We start from the raw sequence: 13,040 nt of genomic DNA on the forward strand, positions 1-13,040 counted from the left end.
CCGGCGAAGCCGCGGAAGTTGAGGTTGGGGCGGTTGACGTACTGCACCGGGAAACGCAGGTCGGTGAAGTTGCGGTCGCCGGCCACTTCCACGGTTTCGAGAATTTCCATCAGCGACTGGCCGTCATACCACGGCGAACGCTCGCTGTGGTTGACCACGTTGTCGCCCTTGAGCGCCGACATCGGCACGAAGTGCAGCGAGCTCGGCTTGAGTGCGATGCCTTCGGCGAACTTCAGGTAATCGGCCTTGATCTGCTCGAACACGCCCTGATCGAAGTCCTTGAGGTCCATCTTGTTGATGGCCACGACTATGTGCTTGATCCCCAGCAGGCTGGCGATGAAGCTGTGGCGCTTGGTCTGGGTCTGCACGCCGTAACGGGCGTCGATCAGGATGATCGCCAGGTCGCAGGTCGAAGCGCCGGTGGCCATATTGCGCGTGTACTGCTCATGGCCGGGGGTGTCGGCGATGATGAATTTGCGCTTGGCGGTGCTGAAGTAGCGGTAGGCCACGTCGATGGTGATGCCTTGCTCGCGCTCGGCCTGCAGACCGTCGACCAGCAGTGCCAGGTCGACGTCCTCGCCGGTGGTGCCGGATTTCTTCGAGTCGCGGGTGATGGCTTCCATATGATCTTCATAGATCATCTTGGAATCGTGGAGCAAACGACCGATCAGGGTGCTTTTGCCGTCGTCGACGTTGCCGCAGGTGAGAAAGCGCAGCAGCTCTTTGCGTTCGTGCTGGGCCAGGTAAGCGAGGATGTCCTCGCTGATCAATTCAGACTGATGCGACATCTTAAAAGTACCCCTGACGTTTTTTCTCTTCCATCGAACCGGCGGCATCGTGGTCGATGACACGCCCCTGACGCTCGGACGTTCGAGTCAGAAGCATTTCCTGAATGATGTCGGTCAGGCTGGTTGCCGTGGACTCTACCGCACCGGTCAACGGGTAGCAGCCGAGCGTACGGAAACGCACCATCTTCTTGGTAATACTGGCTTTCTCTTCATCCGAGAGGTGCTCGAGGATGCGATCGTCGTCGATCATGATCAGGGTGCCGTTCTTTTCGATCACTTCACGCTCAGCGGCGAAGTACAGCGGCACGATCGGGATCTGCTCCAGATAGATGTACTGCCAGATGTCCAGCTCGGTCCAGTTGGACAGCGGGAATACGCGGATCGACTCGCCCTTCTTGACCTTGCCGTTGTAGACGTTCCACAGCTCGGGACGCTGGTTTTTCGGGTCCCAGCGATGCTTGCTGTCGCGGAACGAGTAGACGCGCTCCTTGGCGCGGGACTTTTCCTCGTCGCGCCGGGCGCCACCGAAGGCCGCATCGAAGCCGTATTTATCCAGGGCTTGCTTCAAGCCTTCGGTCTTCATCACGTCGGTGTGCTTGGCACTGCCGTAGGTGAAGGGGTTCATGTCCTGCGCCACACCATCAGGGTTGATGTGGGTGATCAGATCCAGACCGTATTCGTTGACCATTTTCTCGCGGAAACGGTACATCTCCTGAAACTTCCACCGAGTGTCGACGTGCATCACCGGGAACGGCAGCTTGCCCGGAAAGAACGCCTTGCGTGCCAGGTGCAGCATCACGGCGGAGTCTTTACCGATGGAATAAAGCATTACCGGGTTGTCGAATTCGGCGGCCACTTCACGAATGATGTGGATACTTTCCGCCTCCAGCTGTTTCAGGTGGGTCAGTTTATCGAGCATGGTTACTCACGATTTGCAGTGTAATTGGGCCGGCGGGCCGTGGACGATGGCGCACTCTAGCACAGCGCCCGCTTCTAATCAGGGGGCCAACTAGATCGAAACGATCTAGCTTTATACCCGCCGAATCGGCCAGCCACGCGGCATCAGATGGGATTGGGACAGTCAATAAACAGGTGTTCGATGGCAAACCGGCGCGCCAGATAATCGCCCAGCGCCTGCACGCCATAGCGTTCGGTGGCATGGTGGCCAGCGGCGATAAAGCTGATGCCGTTCTCCCGCGCACTGTGAAAGGTCTGCTCGGACGCCTCTCCGGTCAGGTAGAGGTCTACGCCGGCCGCGATGGCCTGGTCGATATAGCCCTGCCCGCCGCCGGTGCACCAGCCGACCCGGCGAATCAGTTCCGGGCCTTCGACCAACAAGGGCTCACGGCCGAGCACTTCCTGCACCTGCCGGGCGAAATCGCGCGGGCTCATGGGCTCGCGCAAGGAGCCGAGCAAACCGACGCTGCGCGGATCGTCCGGGTCAAGCGGCCCCTCGACGGTAATCTCGAGTTGGGCGGCCAGCTGCACGTTATTGCCGACCTCCGGGTGCACGTCGAGCGGCAGGTGATAGGCCAGCAAGCTGATATCGTTGCTCAGCAGGGTTTTCACGCGCCGCTGCTTCATGCCGGTGATGCACGGGTTTTCGCCCTTCCAGAAATAGCCGTGGTGCACCAGCAGCACATCGGCCTGCGCCTCGACCGCGGCATCGACCAGGGCCTGGCTGGCGGTGACTCCGCTGACAATACGCCGCACCTGGGGCCGTCCTTCGATTTGCAAACCATTCGGGCAGTAGTCGCCGATGCGAGCGGCATTCAAGTAACGCTGCGCTTCTTCCACCAGGGTGTTCAAGGCAATAGCCATAGGGATTCCTTACCTGCTGTTGCAGACCGCTGCCTTATTGGCAATCGGCCCTCTATAATGGCGCACCTTAAGGGGCCCGCCAGCCCCCCGCAACTCTCAGAGGTTGTGAAAATATCGAGCGCCGTAGCGAGACTGTCTCCAGGCGCTCGCGGCAAGGCGCGCGGCGTGAAAAGCCGGGGGAGTTTAGTGAGCTAAATGACCCTGCTTTTCACGCCGCGCAACGTCAGCAGCGGGCGTCTGGAGGCGGTCGCAGTAGGCAAGAGTTGTTTCACAATCTCCCAGGATTCGATTGATGTTCAAGGCCCTGCGTTTTCTTGGCTGGCCCCTGTTGGTCGGTGTGCTATCGGCACTGCTGATCATGCAGTACTTCCCCCAATGGGTTGGCCTGCCGACCCAGGATGTGCAGCTGCGCCAGGCCCCCGTCTATGGCCGCATGCAGGAAGGTCCGGTGTCCTATGCCGATGCGGTGAGCACCGCCTCGCCGGCGGTGGCCAACCTCTACACCACCAAGTTCGTCAACAAACCGGCTCACCCCATGCTGGAAGATGAGCAGTTCCGCAAGTTCTTCGGCGACAACCTGCCCAAGCAGCGGCGCATGGAGTCAAGCCTCGGCTCGGCGGTGATCATGAGCACGGAAGGCTACCTGCTGACCAACAATCATGTGGTCGCCGGGGCCGATCAGATAGTGGTGGCCCTGCGCGATGGCCGCGAAACCCTGGCCCGGATAATCGGCAGCGACCCGGAAACCGACCTCGCAGTGCTGAAAATCGATTTGCATGATCTTCCGGCGATCACCCTCGGTCGCTCGGACAACATCAAGATTGGCGATGTCACCCTGGCCATCGGCAATCCCTTCGGCGTCGGCCAGACCGTGACCATGGGCATCATCAGCGCCACCGGGCGCAACCAGCTGGGCCTCAACACCTATGAAGACTTCATCCAGACCGACGCGGCGATCAACCCCGGCAACTCCGGCGGCGCGCTGGTCGACGCCCATGGCAACCTGATGGGCATCAACACCGCAATCTTCTCCAAGTCCGGCGGCTCGCAAGGCATCGGCTTCGCCATCCCGGTGAAACTGGCGCTGGAAGTGATGCAGGCGATCATCGAGCACGGCCAGGTGATTCGCGGCTGGCTGGGCATCGAAGTGCAGCCGCTGACCCCGGAGCTGGCGGAATCCTTCGGCCTGGAGGGACGCCCCGGCATCGTCGTCGCCGGCATCTACCGCGATGGCCCGGCGCAGAAGGCCGGCCTGCAACCCGGCGACCTGATCCTCAATATCGACGGTGAAGCGGCCGGCGACGGCCGCCGCTCGATGAACCAGGTGGCCCGCACCAAGCCCGGCGAGACGATCCGCATCGAGATCATGCGTAACGGCAAACTGCAGGAACTGAGCGCCGAAATAGGCGTGCGCCCACCCGCGAACGAAAACTGACAGCCTGCGCCCACAGCTGGGCGTTCGCTCTCCGCATAATTAATGTTATGTTATTACATAAATTATGTGCAGAGAGAGAACCCGCTTGCGCCCGCCCTTCGCCCTACTCGTCAGCCTGCCACTCGGCCTGCTCAGCCCCACCGTGCATGCTGCCTCCCCGACCACCCCCGCACAGTTGAGCGACAGCATCATCAGTGCCAGTCCGGAACTGGCCGACGGCCCGGTACAGGGTTATCGCGCCACCCGTTCCAGCAGTGCGACCAAAACCGACACGCCGCTCAGTGAAATCCCCCAGGCCATCAGCGTGGTACCCACCGCCGTGCTGGAAGACCTCGGCAGCAGCGATGTCGAGCGCGCCCTGGACTTTGCCGGCGGGGTATCCAAGCAGAACAACTTCGGCGGCCTGACCCTCTACGAATACAGCGTGCGCGGCTTCACCACCTCGGAGTTCTACAAGGACGGTTTCAGCGCCAACCGTGGCTACCCGAGCACCCCGGACGCCGCCAATATCGAGCGCATCGAGGTGCTCAAGGGCCCCGCCGCCAGCCTCTACGGCCGCGGCGACCCCGGCGGCACCGTCAACATCGTTACCAAGAAGCCCCAGGCCGGCACCTTCGCCCGCCTGCAAACCAGCGCCGGCAGCTGGGACCGCTATCGCACCAGCCTGGACCTCAACAGCCCGCTGGACGAACAAGGCGACCTGCTGGCGCGCCTCAATCTGGCCGTCGAGGACAACAACAGTTTCCGTGACCACGTCGGCAGCGAGCGCCTGTTCGCCGCGCCCTCGCTCAGCTGGCAGCTCAACCCCGATACCCGCGTGCTGCTGGAGGCCGAGCTGGTGCGCCACCGTTCGGTATTCGACCGCGGCATAGTGGCGCCGAACAACCGGCTGGGCAGCGTGTCGCGCTCGACCTTTCTCGGCGAGCCGAGCGACGGCGCTATCGACAACGACAACAACCTGATCCAGGCCAGCCTCGAGCATGCCCTCAATGATACCTGGCAGCTGCGTCTGGCCAGTCACTTCAAGGAAGGCGAACTGGCCGGCGACGCCTCGGAAAACCAGGCCCTGGCGACCGACGGGCGCACCCTCACCCGGCGTTTTCGTGAGCGCGAAACCACTTGGCACGACAGCATCACCCTGCTGGAACTGCACGGCGAACTGCAGCTCGGCGGGCTGCAACACCAGCTGCTGATCGGCAGCGAGTACGAAAACTACCGCAAGAACGAGCGGGTCACAGAAGTGCGTCCGCGCAGCGCCATCGATATCTACGATCCGATCTATGGCCGCCCGCGCCCCACTGGCGCACGCTCCGGCAGCGACAACCACGAGCAGGTGCAAAGCCATGCGCTCAACCTGCAGGACCAGATCGTCTTTACTGAGCGTCTGCGCGGCCTGATCGGCGTTCGTTTCGAGCACTTCGACCAGTCGATCGACAACCGGGTCAATGGTGCACGCAGCAATCAGAGCCACGATGCGGTTACCCAGCGCGCCGGACTGCTCTATCAGCTGACGCCGGCCGTCGGCCTGTTCGCCAATGCCTCCACCTCGTTCAAGCCGAATAACGGCCTGGACCGCAGCGACCGGCCGTTCGACCCGGAACAAGGCATCGGCTATGAGGCCGGCGTAAAACTGGACCTGCTGGACGACCGCCTCAGCGCGACCATCGCCGCCTTTCACCTGACCAAGGAAAACGTGCTGACCGCGGACCCGGTCGACGCCAGCTTTCAGACCGCCGCCGGGGAAGCGCGCAGCCAGGGCCTGGATCTACAGTTCAGCGGCCAATTGAGCGAAGCGCTGCGGATTATCGGCGCCTTCGCCTTTATCGATGCCGAGGTCACCAAGGGCGATAAGTCACTGTCGGCCGGCAGTCGTCTGCTCGGCGTCGCCCGGCAAAGCGGCAGCCTGCTGGGCGTCTATGAGTTCCAGGACGGCTGGCTGCGCGGCTCGGACGTAGGTGCGGCCGTCACTTATGTCGGCGACCGTTCCGGCCAGGCCGGCAGCGATTTCAGCCTGCCAGCCTATCACACCGTCGACCTGCTCGCCCACTACGCCTTCAGCCCGCGGATAAAAGTCGGCGCCCATCTCAATAACCTGTTCGACGAGAAGTACTACGAGCGCTCTTACAGCAATCTCTGGGTGATGCCCGGCGAGCCGCGCAACCTGAGCTTCAACCTGACCGTCGACCTTTGATCTCCCCAACCCCAAGGACCTTCCATGAAAAAAGTTTTTCCGTTCCTCGCTGCGGTTCTGTTTATCGGCCAGGTCGACGCTCACGGCCTATGGACCGAACAGCGTCGCGGCAATATCGAAACCATCTACGGCCACGGCGCCGAGGACAACGCCTTCAAGGCCGAGAAGATCAGCGGCGCCTGGGCCTACGACAGCCGCGGCAAGATGATCCCGGTAACGGTCAAGCGCCTGGACGACCATGCCCGCCTGGAGCCACTGAAGTCGCCGGCCATGGTCGCCGTGGCGCTGGATAACGGCCCCTGGTCGCTGACCCCGGACAAACAATGGATCAACCAGGGCCGCAGCAAGGTGCCCACTTCGACCAAGTCCTTGCACACCTTCAAGTACAGCCTGGCGATCTACAGTGAAGGCGTCAGCCTGCCGGCGCTGGATCAGCTGAAGATGGTCATCCTGCCGGAAGTCGACCCGCTCGAAGTCGGCGTGGGCAAGCTGCTGCCGGTGCGCGTGCTGATCGACGGCAAGCCCGCCGCGGGCATCGAACTGATCGGCGACTACCGCGGCGCTCCGCACCGTATCAGCGCCAAGACCGATGCTCAGGGGCGCGCGCAGATCGAAGTACGCAATGAAGGGCTGAATATCATCGCCGCCGAGGTCGACTTGCCGGTGGCCAACGATGCCGATATCGAAACCCGCGGCCTGTTCACTTCACTGACCTTTCTCGGCGAAGCCCACCGCGAGTAACGCAAGTAAACAGACGATAAAAAAAGCCGGCACCGCTTAGGCGCTGCCGGCTCTTGTGTAGCCCGGATGCAATCCGGGAAATGCTGCATCAACTGCGCCGGTCCAACCATGCTCCGGCGGATTGTTCGCTTCGCTCCTGAATCCGCCCTACAACCCTTGCAGGGCATCCAGCAACGCCTGGTTCTGCTCCGGCGCACCGATGCTGATACGCAGGAACTGGGCGATCCGCGCCTGTTTGAAATGCCGCACTATCACCCCCTGCTCACGCAGACCGGCGGCCAGGGTCGCCGCATCCTTGTGCGGGTGACGGGCAAAGACGAAGTTGGCGGCCGAAGGCAGCACCTCGAAGCCCAACGCCTGCAAGCCGGCCACCACGCCTTCGCGACTGTCGATGACCTGGCGGCAGGTCTGCTCGAAGTAGGCGCGATCCTCGAACGCCGCGGCCGCGCCGGCGATCGCCAGGCGATCGAGCGGGTAGGAGTTGAAGCTGTTCTTGATCCGTTCCAGGGCCTCGATCAGCTCCGGGTGGCCGACTGCCAGGCCGACCCGCAGGCCAGCCAACGAGCGCGACTTGGACAGGGTCTGGGTCACCAGCAGGTTCGGATACTTGTCCACCAGCGCGATGGCGCTCTGGCCGCCGAAGTCGATATAGGCCTCATCCACCAGCACCACCGAATCCGGATTGGCCGTCAGCAGCTGCTCGATGGCGTCCAGCGCCAGCACACAACCGGTCGGCGCGTTGGGGTTGGGGAAGACGATGCCGCCGTTGGGCCGCGCATAGTCCTCGACGCGGATCTGGAACTGCTCATCCAGAGCGATCGCCTCCGAGGCGATGCCGTAGAGCCCGCAGTAGACCGGGTAGAAGCTGTAGCTGATATCCGGAAACAGCAGCGGCTTGTCGTGCTGGAACAGGCCGTGAAAGGCATGCGCCAGCACTTCGTCGGAGCCGTTGCCGACGAACACCTGATCGAGCCGCACGCCGTAGTAATCGGCCACCGCCTGCTTCAGGCGCTCGCCATTGGGGTCCGGGTACAGGCGCAGGTCATCGTTCAGCTCGGCCTGCATCGCCGCAATCGCCTTGGGCGACGGGCCGTAAGGGTTTTCATTGGTGTTGAGCTTGACCAGCTTGGCCAGTTTCGGCTGCTCACCCGGCACATAAGGCACCAGGTCTTTGACGAAGGGGCTCCAGAATTTGCTCATCTGCCCTTCTCTCCTCGAATTCGTTGCGTTTGCGATGGGTTACGCCTACGGCTAACCTCGGCGGCACCACCCATCCTACGGTTTGATGCGGTACTCGGCGCTGCGCGCGTGGGCGGTCAGCGACTCACCGCGGGCCAATACACTGGCGCTCTTGCCCAGTTCGGAGGCACCGGCGGCCGAGCAATGGATGATCGACGAGCGCTTCTGGAAGTCGTAGACCCCCAGCGGCGAGGAGTAGCGCGCGGTGCCGGAGGTCGGCAACACGTGGTTGGGACCGGCGCAGTAGTCGCCCAGGGCCTCGGCGGTGTAGCGCCCCATGAAGATCGCACCGGCGTGGCGGATCAGCGGCAGGTACTGCTCGGGGTTTTCCACCGACAGCTCCAGGTGTTCCGGGGCGATACGGTTGGCCACTTCGATGGCCTGGGCCATGTCGGCGACCTGAATCAGCGCGCCGCGGGCTTCCAGGGAGGCGCGGATGATTTCGGCGCGTTCCATGGTCGGCAACAGCCTGGCGATGCTCTCGGCCACGCGGTCGAGGAAAGCGGCATCCGGGCTGAGCAGAATCGACTGGGCGTCTTCGTCGTGCTCGGCCTGGGAGAACAGGTCCATGGCGATCCAGTCCGGGTCGGTCTGGCCGTCGCAGACCACCAGAATCTCCGAGGGTCCGGCGATCATGTCGATGCCGACCTTGCCGAACACGTGGCGCTTGGCGGTGGCGACATAGATGTTGCCGGGACCGACGATCTTGTCCACCGGCGGCACGCTCTCGGTGCCATAGGCCAGCGCCGCCACGGCCTGGGCACCGCCGATGGTGAACACCCGGTCGACCCCGGCGATGCAGGCGGCCGCCAGCACCAGTTCGTTGATCTCGCCGCGCGGGGTCGGCACCACCATCACCACTTCCGGCACGCCAGCGACCTTGGCCGGAATCGCGTTCATCAACACCGAGGACGGATAGGACGCCTTACCACCGGGCACGTACAGACCGGCGCGGTCCAGCGGCGTGACTTTCTGCCCCAGCACGGTGCCGTCGGCCTCGGTGTAGGTCCAGGAATCCTGCTTCTGCTTCTCGTGGTAGCTGCGCACCCGCTCGGCGGCAACTTCCAGCGCCTGGCGCTGTTCCGTGGTGATGCGGGTCAGGGCCAGCTCCAGACGCTCGCGCGGCAGGATCAGGTCGGCCATGCTGGCGACCTCGAGGCCGTCGAAACGCTGGGTGTATTCGACCAGGGCGGCATCGCCACGCTCGCGCACGGCCTTGATGATCTCCAGCACGCGATGGTTGACCGCATCGTCCGAGACACTTTCCCAGCTCAGCAGATGATCCAGATGCTGGGCAAAGTCCTGGTCAGCGGCGTCGAGTCGGCGGATGGCGATGGGAGCGGTCATAGCGGGCCTCATGATTGGCAAATGCTCGGGCGTCGCTAGGCTACCAAGCCCACCGCATGGACGCCCGAGATAATTGGCTATGACGCGGATAGGCGGCCGAAAATTGCTCCTGCATGTTCGGCATTTCCGCCGTCCTTGGCGGTCACGCGGCTAAATGCCGCATGGCAGGTATTAGCTGGGGTGTCGTGCCTCTACGGCTTCGCGCAGAGTCTCGATCAGCGCCTGGATGCGCGCATGCTGCATCTTCATCGACGCCTTGTTGACGATCAGCCGCGAACTGATGTGGGCGATCAGTTCCTGGGCTTCCAGGCCATTGGCGCGCAGGGTATTGCCGGTGTCGACCACGTCGATGATCTTGTCGGACAGGCCCACCAACGGACCCAGCTCCATCGAGCCATACAGCTTGATGATGTCGACCTGGCGACCCTGCTCGGCGTAGTAACGCTTGGCCACGTTGACGAACTTGGTGGCCACCCGCAGCCGGCCCTTGGGCTCGGGCGCGCCGACGGCACCGGCGGTCATCAGCTTGCACTTGGCGATACGCAGGTCCAGGGGCTCGTACAGGCCCTGGCCGCCATACTCCATCAGCACATCCTTGCCGGCCACACCGAGATCGGCGGCGCCGTGCTCGACATAGGTCGGCACATCGGTGGCGCGTACGATCAGCAGGCGCACGTCATCCAGGGTGGTGGGGATGATCAATTTGCGGCTCTTATCCGGATTCTCGGTCGGCACGATGCCCGCCGCGGCGAGCAGCGGCAGGGTGTCGTCGAGGATACGGCCCTTGGATAGCGCTATGGTCAGCATGAAGCAGGTTTCCTTTGGAACTGGACCAGACCAGCCCTTGCGAGCTGGTTGTTGGACATCGCTGCGTTCGGTACCACCCTAACCCGGTACGCGGCGGATCTTGGCGCCGAGCATCTGTAGTTTTTCCTCGATGCACTCGTAACCACGGTCGATGTGGTAGATGCGGTCGATCAGGGTATCGCCGTCGGCGACCAGGGCGGCGATCACCAGGCTGGCCGAGGCACGCAGGTCGGTGGCCATGACAGGCGCGCCCTTGAGCTTGTCGACACCGGTGACGATCGCGGTATTGCCCTCGACCAGGATCTGCGCGCCCATGCGGGTCATTTCATAGACGTGCATGAAACGGTTCTCGAACACGGTCTCGATCACCGTGCCGGTCCCTTCGGCAATCGCGTTGAGGGCGACGAACTGCGCCTGCATGTCGGTGGGGAACGCCGGGTAGGGCGCGGTACGCAGGTTCACGGCTTTCGGCCGCTTGCCTTTCATGTCCAGCTCGATCCAGTCGGCGCCGCTGGTGATTTCCGCGCCGGCTTCCTGCAGCTTGGACAGCACCGCCTCCAGAGTCGTCGGGTCGACATCCTTGAGCTTGACCCGCCCGCCGGTGGCAGCCGCGGCCACCAGGTAGGTGCCGGTTTCGATACGGTCCGGCATCACGCTGAAGCGCGCGCCGCCGAGACGTTCGACGCCATCGATGGTGATGGTGTCGGTACCGGCACCGGAAATCTTCGCGCCCATGGCGATCAGGCAGTTGGCCAGATCGACCACTTCAGGCTCGCGCGCGGCGTTTTCCAGCACGCTGCGACCCTTGGCCAGGGTGGCGGCCATCATGATGTTTTCGGTACCGGTCACGCTCACGGTATCGAAGAAGAAGTGCGCACCGCGCAGACCGCCCTCGGGCGCCTTGGCCTTGATGTAGCCACCTTCGACGTCGATGATCGCGCCCATGGCTTCGAGGCCGCGGATGTGCAGGTCGACCGGCCGCGAGCCAATGGCGCAACCGCCGGGCAGGGCGACTTCGGCCTCACCGAAACGCGCGACCATCGGCCCGAGCACCAGGATCGAGGCGCGCATGGTCTTGACCAGCTCGTAGGGCGCGATCAGGGTCTTGATCGCCCGAGCGTCGACTTCCACGCTGAGCTTCTCGTCGATGATCGGTTCGATGCCCATGCGCCCGAACAACTCGATCATGGTGGTGATGTCGTGCAGGTGCGGCAGGTTGCAGATGGTCACCGGCGCATCGCCCAGCAGGGTGGCGGCGAGAATCGGCAGGGCGGAGTTCTTCGCCCCGGAAATGCGGATCTCGCCATTCAGGCGCACACCGCCGGTAATTATCAGTTTGTCCATGACTCTCTCGATTTAGGAGCGCGCGGCCCAATCGGCACGGCTGAAGAATTTCATGCTCACCGCATGGATACTGCCGTCGGCAATCCAGGGGTTGAGGTGGGCGTAGACCTGCTGTTGACGCTTGACCGGACTCAGACCAGCCAACTCATCACTAATCAGGTTCAGCTGGAAGTTACAGCCTTCGCCTTCAACTTCCACCTGGGTATTCGGCAGTTTGGCCTCCAGGAGGCTTTTTACTTCTAGGGCCTGCATGCTCAACCTCGATCAACGTATTCATTAACGACAGCAGAGCCAGAGCTCGCGGCCGCGCATCATACAAAAAAAGCCACTCGCCTGCGAACCCCGCGCCGGCCTATCCCGACCGGGAACCGCAGCGCGGGTTCACGCCTCCAGCGGCAGCACGTCCAGCAGCCCGGAGACACCGGCGATCTCGCGCATGTCCTCGGGCAGATTGCGCACCACCAGGTTCTTGCCTGCGGCCCGGGCGTCGCGCATGAACGCCAGCAACAGCGACAGGCCTACGCTGCTGGACTTGTCCACAGTCGCACAATCGATCACACAGTTAGCCGCCTGACTGGCGGCAATCAGCCGCCCGCCCTCCTCGCGCAAGAGCGGACCACTGCGATAATCGAGCACGCCAGAGAGCTGCAACAGCCCCGACGACTGTTCGACGATAGCGGCCTTACTCACGACTCACCCGTGGACTGACGGGCCTTGGCCACGGTATCGGCCCAGCTGTCGATGACCGCGTCCAGGTCATTGCCGTTGTTCTGCATGGACTGGGCGAACTGATCGCGGAACAACTTGCCGACGTTGATGCCGTTGATGATCAGGTTGCGCATCTTCCAGCCGTCATCCTGCTTGACCATGGTGTAGGACAGCGGGTAGAGGGTGCCATTGCCGTCCTTGATTTCCATGCTCACCGAAGCACGCTGCGGATTCTGCTTGCCGCTGGGGGGCAGCACGCGAATGTCCTGATTGTTGTATTCGAGCAGGGCGTTGCCATAGAACTGCATCAGGCTGCGCTTGAAGTTCTCCTGAAACCGCTGCATCTGCTCGGGCGTGGCCTGGCGCGAGTAGCGCACGGTCATGACCCCGCGGGAAATACCCTCGACATCCACCACCGGGCCGAGAATCTCGTTCAGCGCGTCGTAAAAAGCCGACGGATCGTTACGGTATTGTTCTTTATTGACCTTCAGGTCTTCCAGCAGCGTGGTGGTGGTCTGCTGCACCACCTGATAGGCACTCGGCGCAGCGACAGCCAGCAGCGGCAAGGCCGCCAGCAGCGCGAACAGACTGTTACGCAGGGTCTTGAGCATAGTGGGAG

13 protein-coding genes are annotated in these 13,040 nt (G+C 62.9%); 3 read left to right on the plus strand and 10 right to left on the minus strand.

Features of this window, described 5'->3' with window-relative positions:
- From ABZE94_RS07570 to ABZE94_RS07580, 3 genes are all read right to left on the minus strand, one after another.
- A partial coding sequence (locus ABZE94_RS07570; protein ID WP_372874922.1) for a GTP-binding protein occupies nucleotides 1–788 on the minus strand: 788 nt, incomplete at its 3' end.
- A 1-nt stretch (nucleotide 789) separates the two neighbouring features.
- On the minus strand, nucleotides 790–1,707 hold the full coding sequence (cysD, locus tag ABZE94_RS07575) for a sulfate adenylyltransferase subunit CysD (RefSeq protein ID WP_372874923.1): 918 nt from the start codon (nucleotides 1,705–1,707) through the stop codon (nucleotides 790–792).
- 143 nt (nucleotides 1,708–1,850) lie between these two features.
- Complete coding sequence (locus ABZE94_RS07580) at nucleotides 1,851–2,609, minus strand: Nif3-like dinuclear metal center hexameric protein (RefSeq protein ID WP_372874924.1); 759 nt, start codon at nucleotides 2,607–2,609, stop codon at nucleotides 1,851–1,853.
- A gap of 292 nt (nucleotides 2,610–2,901) precedes the next feature.
- On the opposite strand from ABZE94_RS07580, the gene algW reads away from it, so the two are divergent.
- From algW to ABZE94_RS07595, 3 genes are all read left to right on the plus strand, one after another.
- Entirely contained in the window at nucleotides 2,902–4,044 is a 1,143-nt protein-coding gene (algW, locus tag ABZE94_RS07585) for a Do family serine endopeptidase AlgW (RefSeq protein ID WP_372874925.1), read from the plus strand.
- A gap of 64 nt (nucleotides 4,045–4,108) precedes the next feature.
- Complete coding sequence (locus tag ABZE94_RS07590) at nucleotides 4,109–6,235, plus strand: TonB-dependent siderophore receptor (RefSeq protein ID WP_372874926.1); 2,127 nt, start codon at nucleotides 4,109–4,111, stop codon at nucleotides 6,233–6,235.
- Nucleotides 6,236–6,259: 24 nt separating this feature from the next.
- On the plus strand, nucleotides 6,260–6,976 hold the full coding sequence (locus ABZE94_RS07595; protein ID WP_372874927.1) for a DUF4198 domain-containing protein: 717 nt from the start codon (nucleotides 6,260–6,262) through the stop codon (nucleotides 6,974–6,976).
- Between the two features lie 147 nt (nucleotides 6,977–7,123).
- Here the strand turns inward: ABZE94_RS07595 and hisC are convergent, their stop codons facing one another.
- The 7 genes from hisC to ABZE94_RS07630 all read right to left on the minus strand — a co-directional run bounded on the left by hisC (nucleotide 7,124) and on the right by ABZE94_RS07630 (nucleotide 13,032).
- Nucleotides 7,124–8,176 carry a histidinol-phosphate transaminase gene (gene hisC / locus ABZE94_RS07600; RefSeq protein WP_372874928.1) on the minus strand — a complete coding sequence of 351 codons (1,053 nt, stop codon included), beginning with the start codon at nucleotides 8,174–8,176 and terminating at the stop codon, nucleotides 7,124–7,126.
- A gap of 75 nt (nucleotides 8,177–8,251) precedes the next feature.
- Nucleotides 8,252–9,562 carry a histidinol dehydrogenase gene (gene hisD, locus ABZE94_RS07605; protein ID WP_372874929.1) on the minus strand — a complete coding sequence of 437 codons (1,311 nt, stop codon included), beginning with the start codon at nucleotides 9,560–9,562 and terminating at the stop codon, nucleotides 8,252–8,254.
- 171 nt (nucleotides 9,563–9,733) lie between these two features.
- Complete coding sequence (hisG, locus tag ABZE94_RS07610; protein ID WP_318949150.1) at nucleotides 9,734–10,369, minus strand: ATP phosphoribosyltransferase; 636 nt, start codon at nucleotides 10,367–10,369, stop codon at nucleotides 9,734–9,736.
- A gap of 78 nt (nucleotides 10,370–10,447) precedes the next feature.
- On the minus strand, nucleotides 10,448–11,713 hold the full coding sequence (murA, locus tag ABZE94_RS07615) for a UDP-N-acetylglucosamine 1-carboxyvinyltransferase (RefSeq protein ID WP_372874930.1): 1,266 nt from the start codon (nucleotides 11,711–11,713) through the stop codon (nucleotides 10,448–10,450).
- Nucleotides 11,714–11,725: 12 nt separating this feature from the next.
- Complete coding sequence (locus ABZE94_RS07620) at nucleotides 11,726–11,965, minus strand: BolA family protein (RefSeq protein WP_372874931.1); 240 nt, start codon at nucleotides 11,963–11,965, stop codon at nucleotides 11,726–11,728.
- A gap of 129 nt (nucleotides 11,966–12,094) precedes the next feature.
- Complete coding sequence (locus tag ABZE94_RS07625) at nucleotides 12,095–12,403, minus strand: lipid asymmetry maintenance protein MlaB (RefSeq protein ID WP_372874932.1); 309 nt, start codon at nucleotides 12,401–12,403, stop codon at nucleotides 12,095–12,097.
- Entirely contained in the window at nucleotides 12,400–13,032 is a 633-nt protein-coding gene (locus ABZE94_RS07630; RefSeq protein WP_372874950.1) for a phospholipid-binding protein MlaC, read from the minus strand. The genes ABZE94_RS07625 and ABZE94_RS07630 overlap by 4 nt, the downstream gene beginning before the upstream one ends.
- Between the last annotated feature and the right edge of the window lie 8 nt (nucleotides 13,033–13,040).

It is taken from the genome of Pseudomonas sp. (assembly GCF_041601375.1).
Classification (GTDB): domain Bacteria; phylum Pseudomonadota; class Gammaproteobacteria; order Pseudomonadales; family Pseudomonadaceae; genus Aquipseudomonas.